This window comes from Nonomuraea sp. NPDC005730 (genome assembly GCF_040630865.1).
GTDB lineage: Bacteria > Actinomycetota > Actinomycetes > Streptosporangiales > Streptosporangiaceae > Nonomuraea.
Map to the genome: position 1 here is coordinate 33,275 of NZ_JBEXYK010000007.1, position 21,715 is coordinate 54,989.

General features: G+C 72.4%; 18 protein-coding genes, 1 tRNA gene and 1 pseudogene. 10 read left to right on the forward strand and 10 right to left on the reverse strand.

The window, feature by feature from the left end; genetic code table 11:
• Nucleotides 1-495, reverse strand: a pseudogene (locus ABZ444_RS12160) (metallophosphoesterase); the annotation flags it as partial.
• 13 nt (nucleotides 496-508) lie between these two features.
• Nucleotides 509-3,193: a type I DNA topoisomerase gene (gene topA, locus ABZ444_RS12165; RefSeq protein ID WP_357994983.1), complete on the reverse strand. Its 2,685-nt coding sequence runs from the start codon at nucleotides 3,191-3,193 to the stop codon at nucleotides 509-511.
• 189 nt (nucleotides 3,194-3,382) lie between these two features.
• On the opposite strand from topA, the gene ABZ444_RS12170 reads away from it, so the two are divergent.
• Nucleotides 3,383-3,568 (forward strand): DUF5703 family protein, encoded by a 186-nt coding sequence (locus tag ABZ444_RS12170; protein WP_125641854.1) that lies wholly within the window; start codon nucleotides 3,383-3,385, stop codon nucleotides 3,566-3,568.
• A 122-nt stretch (nucleotides 3,569-3,690) separates the two neighbouring features.
• Here ABZ444_RS12170 and ABZ444_RS12175 read toward each other — a convergent pair whose 3' ends face one another.
• Entirely contained in the window at nucleotides 3,691-5,814 is a 2,124-nt protein-coding gene (locus ABZ444_RS12175) for a chaplin family protein (RefSeq protein ID WP_357994984.1), read from the reverse strand.
• Nucleotides 5,815-6,012: 198 nt separating this feature from the next.
• Nucleotides 6,013-6,594, reverse strand: a complete 582-nt coding sequence (locus tag ABZ444_RS12180; RefSeq protein WP_357994985.1) for a hypothetical protein — start codon at nucleotides 6,592-6,594, stop codon at nucleotides 6,013-6,015.
• Nucleotides 6,595-6,914: 320 nt separating this feature from the next.
• Between ABZ444_RS12180 and ABZ444_RS12185 the strand changes: the two genes are divergently transcribed.
• From ABZ444_RS12185 to ABZ444_RS12195, 3 genes are all read left to right on the forward strand, one after another.
• Nucleotides 6,915-7,000 (forward strand) — tRNA-Leu (locus ABZ444_RS12185).
• Nucleotides 7,001-7,195: 195 nt separating this feature from the next.
• Nucleotides 7,196-7,417 (forward strand): hypothetical protein, encoded by a 222-nt coding sequence (locus tag ABZ444_RS12190; RefSeq protein WP_357994986.1) that lies wholly within the window; start codon nucleotides 7,196-7,198, stop codon nucleotides 7,415-7,417.
• A gap of 61 nt (nucleotides 7,418-7,478) precedes the next feature.
• Nucleotides 7,479-8,921, forward strand: a complete 1,443-nt coding sequence (locus ABZ444_RS12195) for an MDR family MFS transporter (RefSeq protein ID WP_357994987.1) — start codon at nucleotides 7,479-7,481, stop codon at nucleotides 8,919-8,921.
• Here the strand turns inward: ABZ444_RS12195 and ABZ444_RS12200 are convergent.
• The 3 genes from ABZ444_RS12200 to ABZ444_RS12210 all read right to left on the reverse strand — a co-directional run bounded on the left by ABZ444_RS12200 (nucleotide 8,918) and on the right by ABZ444_RS12210 (nucleotide 11,934).
• Entirely contained in the window at nucleotides 8,918-9,571 is a 654-nt protein-coding gene (locus tag ABZ444_RS12200) for a response regulator transcription factor (RefSeq protein WP_357994988.1), read from the reverse strand. The two genes, ABZ444_RS12195 and ABZ444_RS12200, sit on opposite strands and share 4 nt — an antisense overlap.
• Nucleotides 9,556-10,887, reverse strand: a complete 1,332-nt coding sequence (locus ABZ444_RS12205) for a histidine kinase (protein ID WP_357994989.1) — start codon at nucleotides 10,885-10,887, stop codon at nucleotides 9,556-9,558. The genes ABZ444_RS12200 and ABZ444_RS12205 overlap by 16 nt, the downstream gene beginning before the upstream one ends.
• 159 nt (nucleotides 10,888-11,046) lie before the next feature.
• Nucleotides 11,047-11,934 (reverse strand): LysR substrate-binding domain-containing protein, encoded by an 888-nt coding sequence (locus ABZ444_RS12210; RefSeq protein ID WP_357994990.1) that lies wholly within the window; start codon nucleotides 11,932-11,934, stop codon nucleotides 11,047-11,049.
• A 110-nt stretch (nucleotides 11,935-12,044) separates the two neighbouring features.
• Between ABZ444_RS12210 and ABZ444_RS12215 the strand changes: the two genes are divergently transcribed.
• The 4 genes from ABZ444_RS12215 (at nucleotide 12,045) to ABZ444_RS12230 (ending at nucleotide 15,719) form a co-directional block, all read left to right on the forward strand.
• Nucleotides 12,045-12,923, forward strand: a complete 879-nt coding sequence (locus ABZ444_RS12215; protein WP_357994991.1) for an NAD(P)H-binding protein — start codon at nucleotides 12,045-12,047, stop codon at nucleotides 12,921-12,923.
• A 79-nt stretch (nucleotides 12,924-13,002) separates the two neighbouring features.
• Nucleotides 13,003-13,662, forward strand: coding sequence for a helix-turn-helix domain-containing protein (locus ABZ444_RS12220; RefSeq protein WP_357994992.1), 660 nt, complete (start codon nucleotides 13,003-13,005; stop codon nucleotides 13,660-13,662).
• Nucleotides 13,663-13,671: 9 nt separating this feature from the next.
• A complete protein-coding gene (locus tag ABZ444_RS12225) occupies nucleotides 13,672-14,874 on the forward strand; it encodes a cytochrome P450 (protein ID WP_357994993.1) in 1,203 nt (400 codons plus the stop codon).
• 158 nt (nucleotides 14,875-15,032) lie between these two features.
• Nucleotides 15,033-15,719, forward strand: a complete 687-nt coding sequence (locus tag ABZ444_RS12230; protein WP_357994994.1) for a hypothetical protein — start codon at nucleotides 15,033-15,035, stop codon at nucleotides 15,717-15,719.
• 8 nt (nucleotides 15,720-15,727) lie between these two features.
• On the opposite strand, the gene ABZ444_RS12235 is transcribed toward ABZ444_RS12230, so the two are convergent.
• A complete protein-coding gene (locus ABZ444_RS12235; RefSeq protein ID WP_357994995.1) occupies nucleotides 15,728-15,907 on the reverse strand; it encodes an endo-1,4-beta-xylanase in 180 nt (59 codons plus the stop codon).
• Nucleotides 15,908-16,077: 170 nt separating this feature from the next.
• Here ABZ444_RS12235 and ABZ444_RS12240 point away from each other — a divergent pair, with 170 nt between their 5' ends.
• A complete protein-coding gene (locus ABZ444_RS12240) occupies nucleotides 16,078-16,266 on the forward strand; it encodes a hypothetical protein (protein ID WP_357994996.1) in 189 nt (62 codons plus the stop codon).
• Entirely contained in the window at nucleotides 16,266-18,404 is a 2,139-nt protein-coding gene (locus tag ABZ444_RS12245) for a peptidase domain-containing ABC transporter (protein WP_357994997.1), read from the forward strand. Before ABZ444_RS12240 ends, ABZ444_RS12245 begins: the two co-directional genes overlap by 1 nt.
• 4 nt (nucleotides 18,405-18,408) lie before the next feature.
• Here ABZ444_RS12245 and ABZ444_RS12250 read toward each other — a convergent pair whose 3' ends face one another.
• Together ABZ444_RS12250 and ABZ444_RS12255 are read right to left on the reverse strand one after the other, a co-directional pair.
• Complete coding sequence (locus ABZ444_RS12250) at nucleotides 18,409-20,640, reverse strand: polysaccharide lyase 8 family protein (protein ID WP_357994998.1); 2,232 nt, start codon at nucleotides 20,638-20,640, stop codon at nucleotides 18,409-18,411.
• A gap of 44 nt (nucleotides 20,641-20,684) precedes the next feature.
• Nucleotides 20,685-21,659, reverse strand: a complete 975-nt coding sequence (locus ABZ444_RS12255) for a zinc-binding dehydrogenase (RefSeq protein WP_357994999.1) — start codon at nucleotides 21,657-21,659, stop codon at nucleotides 20,685-20,687.
• Nucleotides 21,660-21,715: the final 56 nt, after the last annotated feature.

A 21,715-nucleotide genomic window follows, 5' to 3' on the forward strand; every position in this document is an offset into this window, starting at 1 on the left:
CTCAGTGGCGGGCTCAGTGGCGGGCTCAGTGGCGGGCTCAGTGGCGGGCTCAGTGGCGGGCTCAGTGGCGGGCTCAGTGGCGGGCTCAGTGGCGGGCTCAGTGGCGGGTTCGGACGGCGCGGGGGCGGACGCCACCGCCGGGACCGGCTCCTGCACCGGGCTCGCCACGACCGGGACCGGCTCCTTGGCGGCCACCGCCCTGCGCTCGCCCCTGCGGATGAGCATCGACGCGACGGCCCGCGGCACCTCCAGCACCAGCAGGAACACCACGAGGTAGAACATCAGCGCCACCCACAGGTAGCCCGGCCAGGTCAGCCAGTTGCCCAGCTCCATCCGCGTGCCCGCGAACGCGGCCACCACGAGCAGGACGAGCCCGACCAGGCCCCAGGTCAGCGCCTTGCGGGCACGCCCGGGGCGGGTCGCGGAGCGCACCATCCGATGCCACAGATAAAAGTGCGCCCCCACGACGAGAGCGACGAAGACCAGCACGATCACACGTCGATGCTACTTACGATTTGGCCGCCGGCTTCTTCGCGGTCGTCTTCTTCGCCGGGGCCTTGCGCGTGGTCTTCTTCGGCGCGGGCGCCCGATCGCGGCGCTCGGCCAGCAGCTCGGCGGCCCGTTCGATGGTGATGTCCTCGACCGTGTCGCCCTTGCGCAGCGACGCGTTCGTCTCGCCGTCGGTCACGTAGGGGCCGAAACGCCCCTCCTTGACCACGACCGGCTTCTTCGACGCCGGATCGTCGCCCAGCTCCCGCAGCGGCGCCGCCGCCGCGGCCCGCCGGCCGCGCTGCTTGGGCTGCGCGAACAGCTCCTTGGCCTGCTCGATCGTGACCGTCAGCAGGTCCTCTTCCGAGGTGAGCGAGCGGGAGTCGGTGCCCTTCTTGATGTACGGCCCGAACTTCCCGTTGTGCGCCACGACCTCCTCGCCGTCGAGCTCGCCCACCACCCGGGGGATGGCCAGCAGCTTGAGCGCGTCGTCGAGGGTGATCGTGTCCAGCGACATCGTCTTGAACAGGGAGCTGGTGCGCGGCTTGGGGGCGTCTGCCTTCTTCGTCCGCTTCTTCGGCGTCTCGTCCTCGGCCGGCTCGGGCAGGATCTCCGTCACGTACGGCCCGTAGCGGCCGTCCTTGGCCACGACCATGTGCCCGCTCACGGGGTCGCGCCCCAGCTCGCGGTCGCCGGTCGGCCGCGAGAACAGCTCCTCGGCCTTCTCCGCCGTCAGCTCGTCGGGCGTGGTGTCCTCGGGCACGTTGACCCGCGCGCCGTCTCTGTCCAGGTACGGCCCGTAACGCCCGACCCGCAGGACGATGTCCGTCCCCTTGATCGGGAACGAGCTGATCTCCTTGGCGTCGATGTCACCGAGGTCGGTGACCATCTCCTTCAGGCCCTCGTCGCCGTCGCCCGCGCCGTAGTAGAAACGCTGCAGCTCGGGCACCCGCTCGGCGCGGTCGTTGGCGATGTCGTCGAGCACCTTCTCCATCTCGGCCGTGAAGTCGTAGTCGACCAGGTTGCCGAAATGCTGCTCAAGCAGGTTGACCACGGCGAAGGCCAGGAAGGACGGCACCAGCGCGGTGCCCTTCTTGAACACGTAGCCGCGGTCGAGGATCGTGCCGATGATCGACGCGTACGTCGAGGGCCGCCCGATCTCGCGGTCTTCCATCTCCTTGACCAGCGAGGCCTCGGTGTAGCGGGCGGGCGGCTTGGTGGAGTGGGCGGCCACGTCGAGCCGCGACACGGTCAGCGCGTCGCCCTCGGCCAGGTTGGGCAGCCGCTTCTCGGAGTCGTCGCGGTCGGTCGAGGGGTCGTCGGCCCCCTCCACGTACGCCTTGAGGAACCCGTAGAAGGTGATCGTCCGGCCCGAGGCGCTGAACTCGACCTCTTCGCCCGACGCCGAACGGCCGCCGACCTTGACGCTGATCGACTCGCCGACCGCGTCCTTCATCTGCGAGGAGACGGTGCGCTGCCAGATCAGCTCGTAGAGGCGGAACATGTCGCCGGACAGCCCGGTCTCGCCCGGCGTGCGGAACTCCTCGCCGGAGGGCCGGATCGCCTCGTGGGCCTCCTGCGCGCTCTTGACCTTGCTGCTGTAGACGCGCGGCTTGTCGGGCACGTACGCGGCGCCGTAGAGCTTGATGGCCTGCGAGCGGGCGGCGGCGATCGCGGTCTCCGACAGCGTGATGCTGTCGGTACGCATGTAGGTGATGAAGCCCTGCTCGTACAGCCGCTGGGCGACCTGCATCGTGTACTTGGCGGAGAAGCCCAGCTTCCGGCTGGCCTCCTGCTGCAATGTGGTCGTCCGGAACGGCGCGTACGGCTTGCGCGTGTACGGCTTGCGCTCGACGGACCTGACCGAGAACGACGTGCCCTGGAGCCGACCGGCCAGCTCACCGGCGGCGGCCTCGGACAGGTGCAGCACGCCGGCCGTCTTGAGCTGCCCGGTGCTGGCGAAGTCGCGCCCCTGGGCCACCCTCTTGCCGTCGACCGAGGTCAGCGTCGCGGTGAAGTCACGCGGCCGCTCCTCGGGCTTGCCCGAGTCGAACAGCGCCTGCAGGTCCCAGTAGTGGGCGGAGGTGAACGCCATGCGCTCCCGCTCACGCTCCACCACCAGCCGTGTCGCCACCGACTGCACCCGGCCGGCCGACAGCCGCGGCTTGACCTTCTTCCACAGGACCGGGCTGACCTCGTAACCGTAGAGCCGGTCGAGGATGCGGCGGGTCTCCTGGGCGTCGACCAGGCGGAGGTTGAGGTCGCGCGGGTTCGCGACGGCGTCGCGGATCGCCTGCGGCGTGATCTCGTGGAACACCATGCGGTGGACGGGCACGGTCGGCTTGAGCACCTCGCGCAGGTGCCAGGCGATCGCCTCGCCCTCCCGGTCCTCGTCAGTGGCCAGGTAGAGTTCGTCAGCACCCTTCAACAGCTGCCGCAGCTTGCTGACCTGCGCCTTTTTGTCAGGGTTGACGACGTACAGCGGCTCGAACTCGTGCTCGACGTTCACGCCAAGGCGCGCCCAGGACTCCTTCTTGAAGGCCTCGGGGATGTCGTCGGCCCGCTCCGGCAGGTCACGGATGTGGCCGATGCTGGACTCGACCGTGTAGCCGGCGCCGAGGTATTTCTCGATCGTCTTCGCCTTGGCGGGCGACTCGACGATCACCAGGCGTGTTCCGCCGGAGCTGCCGTTCTTGGCTGGCACGCTGCTTCCTACCTCACTGTTCGCTTGCAATCCCCCTGCCGGGAGTCGGCATAGATCTGAAAGGTAACCCGACTCGCGGAAATTTCCTTCCCCCGGGCTACCCACTAGCTTCCGGGTCCACCCACAAGCACGCAGAATAAGCCCCATCGAGCGGCATGGCGCCCTGACTCACCCTGGAGACTAATCGTTGTGCTCGACTACTCCTACATGGATATCTTCATTCCGCGCGACCTCACTCGCGAAGCCGCACGTCAACTGCTGACCGAACACGCAGAGTACGGCCAGTGGGAGCTCGCGCGGGTGCGGGTGCACCCCGACGGGAGCCGGCACGTACGGCTGCGACGCAAGGTCATCCGTGTCCGCAGCACGCTCTGAGCCTGGACATGGCTTTGCCCGCTCCGGGCCGCGCCCCCGGAACGGGCAAAGCATCTATCGCCTACCGCTCCCAGGCGGTGGAGCGGTAGCGGTATCTGTGGTTACCGACCTATGCCGTATATCTACTTACGGCCGAACCGGAACCGGCGGGCGGTCGCGAACAGCGTGGCCGAGGCGGCGAACATCGAGCCGAGCAGCAGCGCGAGCAGCGAGCTGGAGTTCATCCCGGTGAGACCGGCGGGCTGGGCGGCGCTCATCAGGCCCAGGTTGCCGACCGGCAGGCCGCCGGTGGCGGAGGTCACGGCGCCGCCGACCGGGGTGGAGGAGAGCAGGTCGGTGGCCGGGGAGAGCGGCGACGAGGGGCGGCCCGGCCCCCTGCGCACGTTGTCGGACCTGTCGGCCATGTGACGCTTGCCGGGCCGGACGGGCACCCGCTTCTCCCAGGACCTGGCCGGCATGTCCACCTCGCCGGGCCTGGCCTGCGCCGGACCCTGCGCCGGAGCCTGTGCCTGGCCGGGAAGGCCGGGCAGCTCGGGCAGGGCGGGCAGACCCAGGGTCTTGGACGCGTCGTCCACGAGCGGCAACGAGGACAGGCCGCCGCCGATCGGCAGGCCAGAACCCTGGAGCTGCTGCGTCACGTTGCCGGGAACCGGCAGGCCGCCCGCCTTCGGCAGGCCGCCGACGTCGGGCAGCCCGGGCACGGCGCCGGTGCCGTTGACACCGTTGAGCGCCGGGACGGCGGGCACCGCGGGCAGCAGCCCGCTCTTGGCCGCGGCCTGGTGGCCGGTGGAACGCAGGAACTGGTTGTAGCCGCCGCCCGGGTTGCCCGGCTTGCCGACGTGCGAGCCGCCCAGGCAGCCCGCCGCGGCGTCGCCCAGCACGGCCACGGCGTTGCCGCAGACGTTGACCGGGGCCGTGATCGGCGCGATCACCTGGTTGCCGCTCAGCACGCCAGAACGCCCGGAGGTGGTGTTGCCGCCGCCGCCCACACCGTTGTGCGGCCAGACGGCCGCGCCACCCTTGCAGTGGGCGGTGGAGGCGCCGAGCACCGCGGCCGCGTTGCCGCAGACGTTGAGCGGCGCGGTGATCGGGGCCACGACCTGGTTGCCCGCCCCGACGCCCGACTGCCCGGAGGTGTGGTTGCCGCCGGCGCCCCGGCCGCCGTTCTTGACCGAGACGACGCCCCTGCACCCGGCGAACGCCTTGCCGAACGCGGCCACCGCGTTGCCGCACACGTTGATCGGAGCCGTGATCGGCGCGATCACCTGGTTGCCGCTCAGCACGCCAGAACGCCCGGAGGTGGTGTTGCCGCCCGCCCCCGAACCGGCGCGGGTGTTCAGCACCGTCGCGCCGCCGCGGCAGTTGGCCACCGCGTTGCCGACGGCGTTGCCGCAGGCCGTGATGGGCAGGGTGACAGGGGCGATCACCTGGTTGCCGCTGCCCGCGCCGTAACGCCCGTCGGTGTCGTTGCCCGTGGAGCCCGGCGCGGCCATGTGGTGCAGCCAGCCGCCGCCGCCCGAGTTGGTGACGCTGGCGCCGCCCTGGCAGCCCGCGAACGCCCGGCCGAACACCGCCACCGCGTTCCCGCAGATGTTGATCGGCCCGTTGACCGGCGCGATCACCTGGTTGCCGCCCAGCGCGGAGGAGCGCCCGGACGTACGGTTGCCGCCCGCGTTGCCGACGCCGCTGTTGTGCACGGAGGCGCCGCCCTTGCAGCCCGCGGTCGCGTCGCCGAAGATGGCCAGCGCGTTGCCGCAGGCGTTGATCGGAGCCGTGATCGGCGCCGTGAGCTGGTTCCCGCCGATGAGGCTGGAGTCGCCCGAGGTCTGGTTGCCCCCGGCGCCGCCCTTGCCCTTGTTGTGGACGGTCGCGCCGCCCCGGCAGCCCGCGTCCGACTTGCCGAACAGGGAGACCGCGTTGCCGCAGGCGTTCAGCGGCGCGGTGATCGGCGCGTTGACCTGGTTGCCGCCCAGCACGCTGGAGTTTCCGGAGGTGCGGTTGGGGATGTCGCTCGGGCCGACGTTCTCGACCGAGGCACCGCCCTGGGAACCGGCGGACGACTGGCCGGCCGCGCCGACGGCGTTGCCGCTGATGTCGATGGGCAGGTTGATCGGCAGGTTGACCTGGTTGCCGCCGCCGACGGAGGAGTCCCCCGAGGTGTCGGCGATGGCCGCGCTGCTGCCGAACGACATGACCGCGACCGCCAGAAGGGCCGCAGGAGTAGATGCTCTAGCCCACGTACGCATGGTGAATGCTCCTAGTGGTTCTTGGGGGGATACCTGAAACGGTTCGCGGGCAGCCGAGGCCGTGCGAGGTCGCACACAACGGTGGCCTCGGATTCGCGAACAGGTTGACTGACGTCTCACCCGCCGGCGGAGGGGATCTGACCACGCTCCGCCGTCGCTCTCCGGACGGGACGTCCGGGGCGTGTTGAGATGGCGGGATCAGTCAGGTGAGAAGGAAGGGTCGTCCGCCGCTGTGCGGACGACGGGGGGCAGCACGCGCGCCATGACGGCGGACTGGTACTGCAGCCGCGGGTCGACACCGGACCTCGCGACATCCCCCATACCGGGCCCGAACGGGCCGCTGCCACCACCGTTGGGCACCAGTCCATCGGTGTCCAAGATCTTTCCGGCGGAGGATGGTGGTGGCAGACCAGGATCCTGCTGGCTGTTGAGACCGTCCACGGTGCGGCCCGCCATCGCCTCGGCGTTGTCCGACGCCGAGAGGTAGGCGGGAACCGAAAGGGGAGCGGGGGCCGCGTCGGCGGCTCCTGTGGTGGCCACGGTGGCATCCGCGGCCGCCGGAGCGGCGGACATGGCTCCGAACACGACGGCGAGCAGCCATCCGGCCGCCACGAGGGCGCCCATGGTGACTGCCCGCACGACAACCCTGCGGGCACCGGCCGCGAACCGCGCCATCCGGTCGGCCCGCTCGGTGGTCGTGTCCTGCTCCGGGAGCGTCGTGGGCACGCGGCGCACAGCGAGGGACGACGCCCTCGACTGCCCGACCTTCGTGCGTGCCACGTGACCTCCCAGCTTCCGGAACCGGCCTCACGTCGTGAGGCCGGTCCGTGGACTCACCCCTCAACGATCCGTAACCGTAGCAGCACCCAAAGTTGCCGCAAGGGCTTTTCAGCAGAGACCCCGAAAATGGCCAAGGACACGCGGGCCCGCTTCACGGAAGACACCTGGGAGGGTCATCCGGACGGTCCGGCGGGGCCGGCGGCGAGCCGCAGGAGAGGCGGCACCTCTCCCCTGTGCCGATACTTGGTATGACTCACCCCCCAGAGTTTGCTAACCTTACGGAGCCGACGCGAGATGACGGTCCCGCGTGCAGGCACCAAGTCCGGGTGGCGGAATAGGCAGACGCGCTAGCTTGAGGTGCTAGTGCCCAGTGATGGGCATGGGGGTTCAAGTCCCCCCTCGGACACACACCTCACACATGTGGAGGCACCGGTTCAACCGGGCCTCCACATTTTGCTTTCCGGGCAGTGATTCAGCCCGAGGTGCGGCGACACCGAGCCCGCGGACTTTCGCGCCACCGTGAGCACGTTCAGCTCCCCCTCCGCCACGGTTCCGCTGCAAGGCCGCGCATGACCATTTCCGGTACGGAGGTACTCCGATCTTGGACATCAACGGTGGAGCCGAGGTCACGTTGCGGCTGCCGGACGCGATCGAGCTTTTCAGCGACCTGGAGGAGATGGCCGAGGAGGGGTACGTGTACCCGGCGATCGGTGACCGTTCGGATCCAGGGCCAGGATCCGGGGCCAGGATCCAGGGCCGGCGGGACGCGGCGATGAGTTTCGTCGGTGGGGGTGGTCAGTATGGGGGTGACGAGGACTGCTGACGAGACCGACAACCGCCAGGCCGGCCGTGACGAGGTCAGGCCCCAGACCGATAGAGGTACCGTGTCCAGCCCACAACTCGAATCATCCACCGAGGGCGTGTCCGCCGGTTCGGGGCGTACGCCCGCCGTGATCCGGTTGCTGGTGCTGGCGACGTTCGTGGTCGTGCTCAACGAGACGATCATGATCAATGCGATCCCCCGGCTGATGGACGCCATGCACATCACCGAGCAGACCGCGCAGTGGCTCTCCACGGCCTTCATGCTCACCATGGCCGGGGTCATCCCGATCACCGGCTGGTTCCTGCAGCGGGTCACCACCCGGACGGCGTACACCACCGCCATGGGGCTGTTCCTGCTGGGCACGGCGCTGGCCGCGGTCGCGCCGGTGTTCGGGGTGCTGCTGGGGGCCCGGATCGTCCAGGCGTCCGGCACGGCCGTGATGATGCCGCTGCTGATGACCACGCTGATGCAGGTCGTGCCGGAGAAGGACCGGGGGCGGGTGATGGGCAACGTGACGCTGGCGATCTCCGTCGCCCCGGCCATGGGGCCGGCGATCTCCGGGGTGATCCTGCACTTCGGGTCGTGGCGGCTGCTGTTCGCGGTGGTGCTGCCGATCGCCGGGCTGATCACGTGGAGCGGCCTGCGGCAGCTCAGGAACACCGGCGAGCCCGAGGTCGGCACGATCGACTGGTTCAGCGTGGTGACGGCGGCGGCCGGTTTCGGCGGCCTGGTCTACGGGCTCAGCCGGTTCGAGGGCGGGGACGTGCGCGTCGCCTCCGCGATCACTGCGGCCGGGCTGGTCACCATCGCCGTCTTCGTGGTGCGCCAGCTCGTGCTGCAGAGGCGCGGCGCGCCGCTGATGGACCTGCGCACGTTGCGCCACCGCACGTACACGGTGGCGCTCGTCCTGATGTCGGTGGCCTTCATGGCGATGCTCGGGTCGATGATCCTGCTGCCTCTCTACCTGCAGAACGTCCGGGCGCTCAGCCCGCTGGAGACGGGGCTGCTGGTGATGCCGGGCGGCCTGGCGATGGGCCTGCTCGGCCCGGCCGTCGGCCGGTTGTTCGACAACCACGGCGGCCGGGTGCTGGTCATCCCCGGCGCGATCGGGATCATGCTCGCGCTGGCCGGGTTCACCCAGGTCACGATGACGATGCCCTACTGGCAGCTGCTCGGCCTGCACGCGCTGCTCATGGTGAGCCTGGCCGCGACGTTCACCCCGGTCTTCACGCTGGGCCTCGGGGCGGTCCCGCCGCACCTGTACCCGCACGGCAGCTCGATCCTGAGCACGCTGCAGCAGGTCGCCGCGGCGATCGGCACCGCGCTGGTGGTCACCGTGATGAGCGCGCGGGCCGACACCCTGCGGGCCGAGGGTCTCACGCAGGCGCTGGCGACCCTCGGCGGCATGCGGCTGGCGTTCGTGGTGGGCGCGGTCCTGTCGGTGGCGGTGGTGGTGACCGCGTTGCTCCTGCCGTCCCGGGCGGAGCGCGTCGCCGAGCATTAGGGGCCGGTGGCGCCCAGGTAGGTGAGGACGGCGCGCACCCGGCGGTTGGTGTCGTCGTCGGCGGCGAGGCCGAGCTTGGCGAAGATCGTGGTCGTGTACTTGCTGATGGCGCCCTCGCTGAGGAACAGCCGGGCCGCGATCGCCGCGTTCGACAGGCCCTCGGCCATCAGTTCGAGCACCGAGCGTTCGCGTTCGGTGAGGGTGGCGAGGGGGTCGGCGTGGGCGGGGCGGCCGAGCAGCTTCGCGACCACCGTCGGGTCGAGCGCCGTGCCGCCGTCGGCGACGCGGACGAGCGCGTCCATGAACTGGCCGGCGTCGAGTACGCGGTCCTTGAGCTGGTAGCCGACGCCGCCCTGGCCGTCGGCCAGCAGTTCGCGGGCGTAGAGTTGCTCCACGTGCTGGGAGAGGATCAGCACGGGCAGGCCCGGCACCTCGCGGCGGGCGGCGAGCGCGGCCTGGAGCCCCTCGTCGGAGAAGGTCGGCGGCAGCCGTACGTCCACGATCGCCACGTCGGGACGGTTGCCGACCAGCGCTTCGAGCGCCGCGGGCCCGGAGTCGACGGCCGCGACGACGGTGTGCCCGTACGCCTGGACGAGACGGACGAGCCCGTCGCGGAGCAGGAAGAGATCCTCGGCTATGACAATTCGCACGGCACCGCCACTGAGACGTGGGTGGGACCCCCGAGGGGGCTGTCGATCTCCAGACGGCCGCCGAAGGCGGCCATCCGGCGCCTGACGCCGTCCAGTCCGGAGCCGGAGGACGCGGTCGCGCCGCCGGCGCCGTCGTCGGTGACGGTCGCGGTGAGTGTCCGTGCCTGCGGCTCGTAGCCGAGCTCGACGGTCACCCGGGTGGCGCGGGCGTGCTTGGCCACGTTCGCCAGCAGCTCGGCGACGGCGAAGTAGACCGCGGACTCGACCGGACGCTCGGGCCGCGCGGGCACGGAACTGCGTACGGCGACCTCGACGGGCGCGTCGAGCGCCAGGGCCCGGACGGCGTCGACCAGGCCGCGCTCGGTGAGCACCGGCGGGTTGATGCCGCGGACCAGCGAGCGCAGCTCGGCCAGCGCCGCGATCGACGAGGCGCGGGCGTCGGCCAGGATGGCGCGGGCGGCGGCGGGGTCGGTCTCCAGGAGGTGTTCTGCGGCCTGCATCGACATGCCCATGCCGACCAGCCGCGCCTGGGCCCCGTCGTGCAGGCCGCGCTCGATGCGTTCGAGCTCGGCGGCCTGGGTCTGGGTCAGGTCGGCGCGCACGGCCTCCAGCTCCGCCACCCGCCGGCCGAGCCGCGAGTCCGGGATCGGGCCGAGGAACCGGCCGGCCAGGGGGCCGAGGACGCGCCACGCGAACGGCGCGGCGGCCAGTCCGGCGACGATCAGGGCGATGCCGAGGCCGCGGAAGCCGGGGACGAGCGTCAGGTGGACGCCGCCGGCCAGGCCGACCAGCGGCAGGGCCGCGACCGGCAGCACGGTCAGCCCGGCGAGCACGCACCACAGCCCGTCCCAGTGCAGCTGGGGGTCGTGGAAGCGGGCGTTCATCCGGGCGCGGCGCCGGGCCTCCCGTTCGGACTTGTGGTACTCCTCGCCGTCCCACCAGTGGCCGGTGGCCATGCGGGTGACCGGTGAGGGGGTGCGGTAGGCGACCTCGATGCGCAGGCCGAGCCAGCGCGCGGCGAGCCGGCGAGCGGCCTGGCTGAAGGTGCGGCTGGTCAGCGGGTGCACCACCCACAGGGCCACGGCGATCCACAGGATCACCACCAGCGTCTCCCCTAGCAGCGCCAGGGCCACGACGAACGGGGGCGCGGTCAGGTTCGCCGACCAGGAGTAGGCCAGCTCGGCGCCGAAGTGGCCGACGACGACGCCGACGATCGGCATCAGGCAGGTCAGCAGAACCAGGACGGCCGAGCGGCAGAGCCCGAGCACGATCTCGGCGCCCCAGCGCAGGGGCTCGCCCCTCGCGGGAGATCTCACCTGCCAGCGTCCTTCGGCACGGCGCCAATTGTGCCAGGCTGCCCCTTTTGGTGATGTCGGGCACCCCATCGGGCTGTCACGTCTGTCTTCTCCGGTTCCCGGGCGGTGCCGCCCGACCTGGGAGAACGTACGGCTCCAGAGCCCTCCCCCGGTATCCCGCTACGCCCCCGTACGAAGTGGGCCCAGACCCACCGCGACGGCGACGGCGGCGCGGACGAACGCGGCCACGGCCGGTGAGCGGGACCCCTGCGGCCACCCCACGGCCAGCACCGACGGCGACAGGTCGGCGACCTCCCGGTAGGCGATGCCCGGCCGGGGGTGGCGCCGCGCCACCGAGACGGGGACGAACCAGACGGCGCTGCCCAGCTCCACCAGGTTGCAGATCTGGGCCAGGTCCAGGCCGGTGCGGCGCGGCCGGTGTCCGGGGAGGGGTTCGGCGCCGTCCCGCTCGGCGGGGGTGCCGTCGGGCAGCGGCCGCCCGGCCAGGTCGGCCATGGCCAGGACGGGCCGGGCGGCCAGCGGGTCGGCGGCCGACAGCGCGACCAGGCGGGGCTCGCTCAGCAGCGGCTCGGTGTCGAGGTCGCGGCCGTCGAAGGGGGTGGCCAGCAGTGCGACGTCGGCCCGGCCGTCGCGCAAGGCGGGGGCCTGCTCGTTGCGCCCGCCCAGCAGCAGCTCGACCGGGAGCGCGCCCTCCTCGTCGCGGTAGGCCGCGAGGATCCGCGGCAGCAGCCCGGCGTCGTAGTCGGCCTTGAGCGCCACCCGGAGCTCCGGCTCGGGACGGGCCGCGTGCCGGACCCGGCGGGCCGCCGCGGTGACCGCGTCGAGGGCGATCCTGGCGTCGCGCAGGAAGACCTCGCCCGGCGGGGTGAGCGTGACCTGCCGCGTGGTGCGCTCCAGCAGGCGCACGCCCAGCCGGCGTTCCAGCTCGCGGATCGCCCGGGACAGCGGGGGCTGCGCCATGCCCAGCCGCTCGGCGGCCCGCCCGAAGTGCAGCTCCTCGGCCACGGCCACGAAGTAGCGGAGCTCGCGGACCTCCAGGTCATTCATATCCGCAGGGTATCAATGGTGATCGGATCGGTCCTTCAGGTTCGCCGCCGCGCTCGGTTGACTGGCCGTGCCCCCCAGCACGACATCCCCGATTCCCCCTGGAGTTCTCCTTGATCGTCATCACCACGCCCACCGGCCGGATCGGCCGGCAGGTTCTCGACCTCGTCCTGGCCGCGGACGAGCCGGTCCGCGTCGTCGTGCGGGACGCGGCCCGTCTGCCTGCGCCCGTGCGGGAGCGGGTGGAGGTCGTGCCGGGTTCGCACGGCGACGCCCGCGTCGTGGAGGAGGCGTTCGCGGGCGCTGACGCCGTGTTCTGGGTCGTTCCGCCGAATCCGCGGGCCGTCAGCCTCGACGCCGCCTACCTGGACTTCAGCCGTCCGGCCTGCGAGGCGTTCGTGCGCCGCGGGGTCGGCCGGGTGGTCGGGGTCTCGGCCCTGGGCCGCGGCCTGCCGCTGAACGCCGGTCTCGTGACGGCCTCGCTGGCCATGGACGACCTGATCGCCGGTACGGGCGTGCACTACCGGGCCCTGACGCTGCCTTCGTTCATGGACAACCTGCTCGACCAGGCGGCGGTGATCAGGGAGCAGGGCGTGTTCTTCTCGCCGATCCACGGTGACCTGAAGGCTCCCGCCTGCGCCACCCGCGACATCGCGGCGGTGGCCGCCGGGCTGCTGCTCGACCGCGGCTGGACCGGGCGGGCCGACGTCCCGGTGCTCGGTCCGGAGGACGTGTCGGGCGAGGACATGGCGCGGATCATGTCCGAGGTGCTGGGACGGCCGGTCGGCCTGCGGCACGTGCCGATGGCGGCGTTCAGGGCCATGATGGCCGAGCAGGGCAGGTCGGAGGCGATGGCCCAGGGGATGGCCGACATGATGGAGGCCAAGAACCAGGGGCTGGACAACGCCGAGCCGCGCACCCCGGACGCCACCACGCCCACCGGTTTCCGCCAGTGGTGCGAGGACGAGCTGCGGCCGGCCGTCCTGGGCTGAGCGGTCCCTTGTGTGCGGCCCCGGTGCGGCGTAGCGTGACTGATGACCAGATTTCATATCTAGTCACGAGGTGTAGCGCATGGTGGAAAGGGCGGACCGGATCCTCGACGCCGCGGGCGAGCTGCTCCTGCGTCACGGCTACCGGAGGGTCACCGTCGACGACATCGCGGGCCGCGCCGGGGTGGGCAAGGGCACCATCTACCTGCACTGGCGGACCAAGAACGAGCTGTTCGAGGCGCTGCTGCTGCGGGAGTCCATCGAGGTCCTGGAGGAGTTCGCGGCGCTGCTGCGGCACGACCCCGCCCAGGTGCTGCCGCATCGTTTCTCGCGGGCGGCCTTCGTCTCCATGAGCCGCAGGCCGCTGCTCCGGGCGCTGTTCACCACCGACATCGAGCTGCTGGGCAAACTGGTCAAGCACCCGCTGCGCAGCCACGACGTCCTCGCGGCCGAGCGGTTCCAGCGGGTGGCCGAGCGGTACGGCCTGCTCAGGCCCGACATGCCGCACCCCCGGTACACGTGGAGCGCCGCCTCCACGGGTTTCTACCTGCTCGACGGCATCGACACCGTCGGGACGGCGCTGAGCGTGGAGGAGCAGGCGGACGCGCTCGCCTTCACCGTGCGCCACGCCTTCGAGCCCGCCGTGCAGCCGTCCGCCGAGGTTCTGGAGGCGGCGGCGGCGGAGTTCATCGCAATTCTCGAGGAACTGATCCCGCCCTACCGAAAGTGGATCTACGACTAAGGAGAGGCGATGTCCGACATCGTCGAATGGTACAACATCTCCAAGCAGCACTTCTGGCTGCACGGGCCGCGATCGGGCCCGTCCGTCGAGTACGACGCCGCCGCCGGGATGTACAACGTCCACGGCTACCAGGAAGTGCACGACGTCTTCGCCGACCCCGGCACGTTCTCCTCCGACACCATGCGGCTGATCCCCAAGGGGCTGCTGCCGGAGGGCGACGACTTCTCGATGAAGGGGTTCATCACCCAGATCGACCCGCCGGAGCACGGCAAGCTGCGCAAGCTGGTCAGCAGCGCGTTCACCCGCAAGGTCGTCGCGGACCTCGAACCGCGGATCGCCGAGCTCACCCACGAGCTGCTCGACGCGGCCGACGGCCGCGACCGCCTGGAGCTGGTGGCCGACCTGGCCTACCCGCTCCCCGTCATCGTCATCGCCGAGCTGCTGGGGGTCCCGAGCAGCGACCGGGCCCTGTTCAGGCAGTGGGCCGACGGGCTGTTCCAGCGCGATGCCAAGGTCTCGCTCGCCGAGCCGGTGGAGAACCAGAGCGCGAACGTGGCCAACACCCTCAAACCATGGCGGGAGATGACGCACTACCTCGCCGGGCACGCCGCGGAGCGCCGCGCGCGGCCCCGCGCCGACCTGCTCACCAAGCTGGTCGAGGCCGAGGTGGACGGCGAGCGCCTGCCCGAGGACCAGGTCGTCAACTTCGCGATTCTGCTGCTGCTGGCCGGGCACATCACCACGACGATGCTGCTCGGCAACACGGTGGTGTGCCTGGACGCCTTCCCCGAGCAGCAGGACAAGGTACGGGCCGACCGCTCCACCGTGCCGGCCGTGATCGAGGAGTCGTTGCGGCTGTTCACCCCGTTCGCCGGGCTGGCCCGGTCGACCACCCGCGAGGTCGAGCTGGGCGGGGTGACGATCCCGGCCGACAAGATGGTCATGCTCTGGCTCGGCGCGGCCAACCGGGACCCCAGGCAGTTCCCCGACCCCGACGTCTTCGACGCCGGCCGCGACCCCAACCCGCATCTCGCCTTCGGCCGGGGCATCCACTTCTGCCTGGGCGCTCCCCTGGCCCGGCTGGAAGGGCGGGTGGCGCTGAACATCCTGCTCGACCGGGTCGGCGTCCTGCGCACCGATCCCGGCGACCCGGTGGTCTTCATGCCCACGCCGACCATGACGGGGGTGAACCGGCTTCCGCTCGTGCGGTGACCCCGCCGCCCGCGGCCTGGGGCAACCGGTTCCCGCCCTCGTCAAGGGCGGGTCGAGGACGCGGCAAAGTGCCGCGCGTCGCCGTGGGCGTCCCGTCCTGTGGGGGCCAAGGTGGCTTGTTCACCTTCGTCGCACCACAAGAGGGGACGATCCTGGCTATGAGCGGCAAGCAGCGGAAGCTGGAGCTGAGCGTGCCGCAGATCGTGGGGAGCGCCCTGGCCGCGGTCACCGCCGCGGTCGCGGCCTCCTACCTGGGGACGGCGGGGACGGTGATCGGCGCCGCGATGATGAGCGTGGCCAGCACCGTCATCGCCGACGTCTACACGCATTACCTCAAGCGCACGGGCGACAGGGTGAAGCAACGCACGGCGGTCACCCTGCGCGGGAGGAGGCCGCGGTGGGCCAGGGTGGGCGGGGCCGCGGCCCTGGTGTTCACCGTCAGCATGGGGAGCATCGTGATCTACGAGGTCATCGTGGACCGCACGGTGGCCGACCAGGTCGCCGGACGGGCCCCGGGCGAGGCCGGCAAGGCTCCCGGCCGCAAGGACCGCCGGGACGGGCGGGCGGCCGGCGAGCCGCGGCACGAACGTCCCGCGACCCGGCCGCCGAGCCCGACGCCGTCACCAGGGCCGTCCACCGGCCCGGCCGCGACGCCCACGCCGTCCGTGCCGGCCGCGGTCACGCCGACGCCCACGCCGGGCGGGACGGGCTCGGCCGGCCCCTCCCCCACGGCCACGCCGGACGCCACCCCCTCGGACCCGGCCCCCACCGCCCTGCCCTCGCCGACCGACAGGGACCCGGGCGAGCCGGCCGACCCGAACTTCGGCGACCTCCTCTTCCGCTGACCCGAGTGTCAGGCGTTCGTGGTCAGGAGGGCGTTGTAGGCGGGTTTGGGGGCGAGGCTTTCGTCGAGGAGGCAGGCGGCGCCGTCGCCGTCGAACCAGCCGGGCACCCATGAGTGGTGGTCGGTGAAGCCCCAGACCGTGAACTCCTTGCACGCCGCCACGCTCTGATCAAGGGTTTCATGCGTCAAGCAGTGGATCCCAAGTGGCTTCCAAGTAGGCGTTCCTAGGCTGGCCGGGACTTGAGTGGAGAGGCAGGTAAGCCATGGGGGTGGCGGGCGGCGGGTCCAGGCGGGGGGCGCCGGCCTTGAACGATCCGTACGGCACGACGCGCCCGGCCCCGCGCCACGCAGCGCCGGACATGCGCAGGCAGCGGGACGCGCAGGGCATCTACCGGGAGGAGGCGTTGCGGCACCGGGCGATGTCGCGGGTCAGCCGGATGCCGCCGGTGATCAGCACCCCGTCGTTCCTCGCGCTGTGGCTGCTGGTGGCCGCGCTCCTCGCCACCGGCCTCCTGCTGACCATGGTCGCGGTCGAGGCGGTCGCCTGATGTTCCGCCGCCTGCCCGTACTGCTCCAGAACACCGACACCGAGTGCGGCGCGGCCTGCCTGGCCATGGTGCTGTGCCACCACGGGCAGCGCACCACGCTCCACCAGGTCGCCGAGCGGCTCCAGGTCGGCAGGGACGGCCTGAGCGCCAAGGCCGTCGTCGACGGCGCCCGCGACCACGGCCTCAAGGCCCGCGCCTTCTCCCTGGCCCCCGAGGACCTGGCCCGCGTGCCGCTCCCCGCCGTCGCGCACTGGGAGTTCAACCACTTCATCGTGGTCGAACGCTGGTCCCCCGACCGCGTGGACGTCGTCGACCCCGGGCACGGCCGCCGCAGACTGACGCCGGAGGAGTTCGGGGCCGGGTTCACCGGCGTGCTGCTGGTGTTCGAGCCGGGCGAGGGGTTCCGGCGCGGCACGACCTCGGCGGCCGGGGCCTGGCGCAGGGAGTTCGTGCGGACGCTGTTCCGGCGGCGCAGGGGGCTGCTCGCGCAGCTCATCGTGGCCTCGTTGCTGCTGCAGGTGCTCGGGCTCGCGCTGCCGATGTTCTCGCAGCTCCTCCTGGACTCCATCGTGCCCGGGCGGGCGGTGGACGTGCTGTCCCTGCTGGGCGTCTCCGTGCTGCTCGCGGGGGCGGCCCAGCTGGTGATCGGGTACCTGCGGGCGGCGCTGCTCGTCGCCGTACGGGCCCGTGCCGACCAGGAGCTCACCGAGAGCCTGGTCGGCCATCTGGTGACGTTGCCGTACCGGTACTTCCAGCAGCGCGGCAAGGGCGACCTGGTGACCAGGGCGGGCAGCGTCTCGACGCTCGGCGACATCCTCACCGGGCAGGTCGTGGCGGCGCTGCTGGACGGCCCGCTGGCCGTGGGCTACTTGGTGCTGGTCTACCTCTGGGACCCGGTGTTCGGGCTGGCGCTGACCGGGCTGGCCGTGCTGCAGACGGTCCTGCTGCTGGCCACGACGAGCCGGATCGCCACGCTCACCCGGCAGGAGCTGACGGCGTTGTCGGCGTCCCAGACCAGCCTGATCCAGACAATCACCGGCATCGAGACGCTGAAGGCGTCGGGCGCCGAGAAGCGGGCCGTGGACCAGTGGTCGTCGCACTTCGCCAGGCAGCTCAGCGCGGACGTGCGGGCCGGGCTGACCAGGGGGCTGCTGGAGTCGGCGCTGGCCGCGATCCGAGTGACGGCGCCGCTCGGGCTGCTGTGGCTGGGCGCCTGGCGGGTGCTCGACGGGCAGCTCACGGTGGGCGCGCTGGTGGCGCTGAACGCCATCGCGCTCGGCGCGCTGACCCCGCTCGGCTCGCTGATGACCGGGCTGCAGAGCCTGCAGCAGGCGGGCGCGCACTTCGACCGGCTGTCCGACATCCTGGCCTCGGAGCCGGAGCCGAGCAACGGCATCGAGGTGCTGCGGCTGCGGGGCGCGGTCGAGCTGCGCGGGGTGAGCTTCCGCCACGACCCGCGCGCCCCTTGGACCGTGCGCGACGTCTCGGTCTCCGTCCGCCCCGGTCAGAAGGTGGCCCTGGTGGGCGCGTCCGGCTCGGGCAAGAGCACGCTGGCCCGGCTGCTGCTCGCCCTGCACACGCCCGTGCTCGGCGAGATCCGTTACGACGGCGTCCCGGCCGCCGAGCTGAACCTGCGCACGCTGCGCCGCCAGTTCGGCGTGGTCACCCAGGATCCGTCCCTGTTCAGCGGCTCGATCAGGGAGAACATCGCGCTGAACGAGCCGGGCGCGTCCCTGGAGCGGGTGGTCGCCGCGGCCCGCCTGGCGGCGCTGCACGACGAGATCATGGACATGCCCATGGGGTACGAGACGATGCTCACCGACGGCGGCGGCCTGTCGGGCGGGCAGCGGCAGCGGCTCGCCCTGGCCCGCGCCGTCCTGTCGCGCCCGAAGGTTCTGCTGCTCGACGAGGCCACCAGCAACCTCGACAGCGCCACGGAGGCGGTCATCGAGGCCAACCTGAGCCGGCTCGTCCAGACCAGGATCGTGATCGCCCACCGGCTCAGCACGGTCAGGGACGCCGACCTGATCCTCGTGATCGACGCGGGCCGGGTGGTGCAACGCGGCACCCACGACGAGCTGACGGCCACGGGCGGCAAGTACGCCGAGCTGGTCGCCGCCCAGGCCGTGCTCTCCTGACCCGTCACGACAGCCGGACGGTCACCGTCACCGAAGCGCCCTCCAGGTCGGCCGTCGGCCCGAAGGTGAGCGCCAGCCGGTCGCCCGTCGTCGCCCCCGCGAGCAGCGGGTCGCCGCGCAGCACACCGGCGACCGGCCGGTCCCAGGCCACGGTCAGCCCGTCCAGGTCGCGCCGGGGATCGGCCACGGTCACGGTGGCCGTGCCCGGGGCGTGCTCCCTGACCAGCACGGCGCAGGGCCCGGAGGCGGAGAGCGGGCCGGCGGCGCCCTCGTCCCAGAAGGCGGCCGCGGTGACGCCCAGCGCGTCCACCCGGACGGCCTGCCGCCGCGCGGTGTTGGCGAGCACGCGGGCCCACCCGGGATCGGCGGCCCTGGCGACCGTGCGCTCGCGGCTCGCGCCCGGCAGGAGCAGGTAGACGTAGCCGGCCTGGTCGGGGTCGACGCCGTGGTCGAGCCAGAGCGTGACGTAGTCGCGGTCGCCGCGCCGTTCGCGCAGGGTGCGCAGGCCGTCCGGCACCACGTAGCCGCCGTGGCCGTCGAGGTGCGCCCAGCCCGCCCGGAGATCCGCGGTCAGCGGGGCGGCGGTCCTGCGGTTGTCCACGATCGTCTCGACCGGCACGCCGTCCGCGCCGCTGATCCCCGCGCCGAGGCAGACCACCGCGTCGTCGAGGAAGAACCACGACTTGAACGCCTCCATCGTGCTGTCGAGGCCGTTCAGGTGCTGGCCGACGACGGCGTACGTGCCGTCCGTGGCGCCGCCGACCCAGCGGCCGGGCGGGCAGGTGTCGCCCCAGGCCGGGCCCGCGCCGTCGGGCAGCCGCCGGGTCGAGACGGTCGTGCCGGGCAGCCGGTAGGGGTCGACGGTGGTCCAGAACGAGTCGGAGTACTGGTCGGCGTGGCCGCCGGCCCACCAGTAGAGCATGCCGGAGCCGGTGTGCCAGCCCCGCAGGTTCTCGCCGTTGCCGTGCTCGTAGTGGCCGATCGTGGCGGAGGCCATGCTGAGCGCCGCGCACCAGCCCGGCCTGCGGTGCACGGCCCGCGCGCTCATCGGGAACAGCCGGTGGCCGACGGGCTCCGGCGCGGCGGGCACGGCGTCGTCGGCCAGGACGGCGGTCAGGCGGGCGTGGAAGGCCGGGTCGGCCTCGTCCGGCATGGGCCGGCACGTCCGGCGTACCGCCCAGCCCTTGACCATCGCCTGCCAGCGGGCCCGGTCGGCGGCCGGGGCCACCTCGCCGAGCAGCAGGATCGCGGCGGCCAGTTCGCGGCCCCTGTCGTGGTCGCCGAACGGCTTCCTGCCGATCCCCCTGCCGCGCACCAGGTCCATGCAGAACCCGTCGTGCACGAACGGCGCGAACGACCGCTCCACCATGGCGAACACGGTCGGGTCCACCACCTCCCACGGCGTGCCGCGCAGCACCGCGAACAGCGTCGCCAGCCCGGTGAGCAGCGTCACCCCGTAGGCGCCCTGGTAGGGCACGGTCGAGTGCTGGACGAACGACCCGTCCCGGTAGAAACCATCGCCCTCGGAGACCGTGCGGAACACCGGGGCGAGCGCCGAGACCGCCAGCGCCGCCTTGCCGGGGTCGGCCCTGAGCATGGCGCGCAGCAACATCACCACGCACAGGTCCACGCGGTTGGCGGCGGTGCTGGTGCCGCTGTAGTCGCCGAGGCGGCTCTCGGGCACGAAGTGGTCGACCGCGTCCCGCAGCGCGGCGCTGCGCCGCTCGCCCAGGTGCGGCCCGACCAGCACGGCCGCGTCGAGCAGCGCCCTCGGCACGCCGATCTCCCAGTGCCACCAGTTGCCCGCCGGGTCGGCGCCGTCGGCGTACACGTGGCGGCGGTAGTGGTCGATCCCGGCGGCCACGGCGGCGGCCAGGGTCGCGTCGCCGGTCAGCCCCGTCCCCGGCAGCGCGTACGCGCGGGCCATGGCCAGCAGCCGCCGCGGCGTCGCGGCGAACGACGGGAACGGCTGGTCCGCCCAGAGCGACGTGCCCGTGTACGCCATGGCCGCGCGGTGCCGGGCCGCCCGCCGCCCCATCTCGGCCAGCCGCGTCCGGTACGGCTCCGCGCCCGCGTCGAACCCCGACCCCGCCGTCACCTCGCGCCACCGGCGGCGCAGCCTGACGAAGGAGTCGTCGGGCGTGTGGGCGGGCTCGGACCGGGCGAGCGCCCCCGCCACGGCGGCCACGGCGACCGCGCCCGCCTGGAGGAGGAGTCGCCTGGACGGCCGGTGCACGCCTCGATTATGACCCCGGCACCCCACCGAGGGCCCGCGGGCGGTCACACCTCCAGCAGGGTCTTGCCGTTCACCGCGCGGGCCTCGATCGCCGCGTGCGCCTCGGCCGCCTGCTCCAGCGGGAACGTGCGCCCGACGACCGCCTTGAGCCGCCCGGCCGCCGCCTCGGCGAGCGCGTGTACGGTCCGCTCGTTCCCGTCCTGGCCCAGGGTCGCCAGTTGCTCCAGGCCGATCACGGTGACGCCCCGGCGGTCGGCCTCCGCCGGGTCGACGGTCGTGGCGCTGCCGCTGGACGCGCCGTGCACGGAGAACCGCCCGCCGCGCGCGGTCACCTCGAACGCCTGGCGGCCGAGCTCGCCGCCCACGCCGTCGAAGACCACGTCGGGGCCGCGCCCGCCGGTCGCGTCGAGCACCTCCTTGGTCCAGCCGGGACGCGAGTAGTCGACGGTGGCCTCGGCGCCGAGCCCGGCGACCACCGCCAGCTTGGCCGCACCGCCTGCCGCCCCGACCACCCGCGCGCCGGCCCCGCGCGCGAGCTGCACGAGCAGGCTGCCGAGCCCACCGGCGGCGGCCTGGACGAGCACCCGTTCGCCGGGCCGGATCGCGGCGTTCGCGAACAGGCCCACGGCCGTGTTGCCGTCGACGAGCAGCGCCGTGGCGTCGGCCAGCGCGAGCCCGTCCGGCACCTCGATCAGGTCCGCGGCCCTGGCCACGACCAGTTCGGCGTTCCCGCCGCCGAAGCCCGGCGTACGGGTCACCACCCGCCGCCCCACCAGCCCGGCATCGACGTCATCGCCCACGGAGAGCACGAGCCCGCCGACGCCCGCACCCGGCACGTACGGGAGCTCCGGCAGCGGCGGTCCCGGTGTGAACCCCCGCCTGAGCTGCGTCTCGATGAAATTGATCTCGGCGAAGCCGACCCGCACCACGACCTCGCCCGGCCCGGCCACCGGGTCCGGGACGGTCCGCGTCTCCAGCACCTCGGGCCCGCCGAACCTCGTCACCTGCACCACTCTCATGACCACTCCTCATCCGGAACGACTTCCACGCCCAGCGTGCAACCTCAAGACGACTT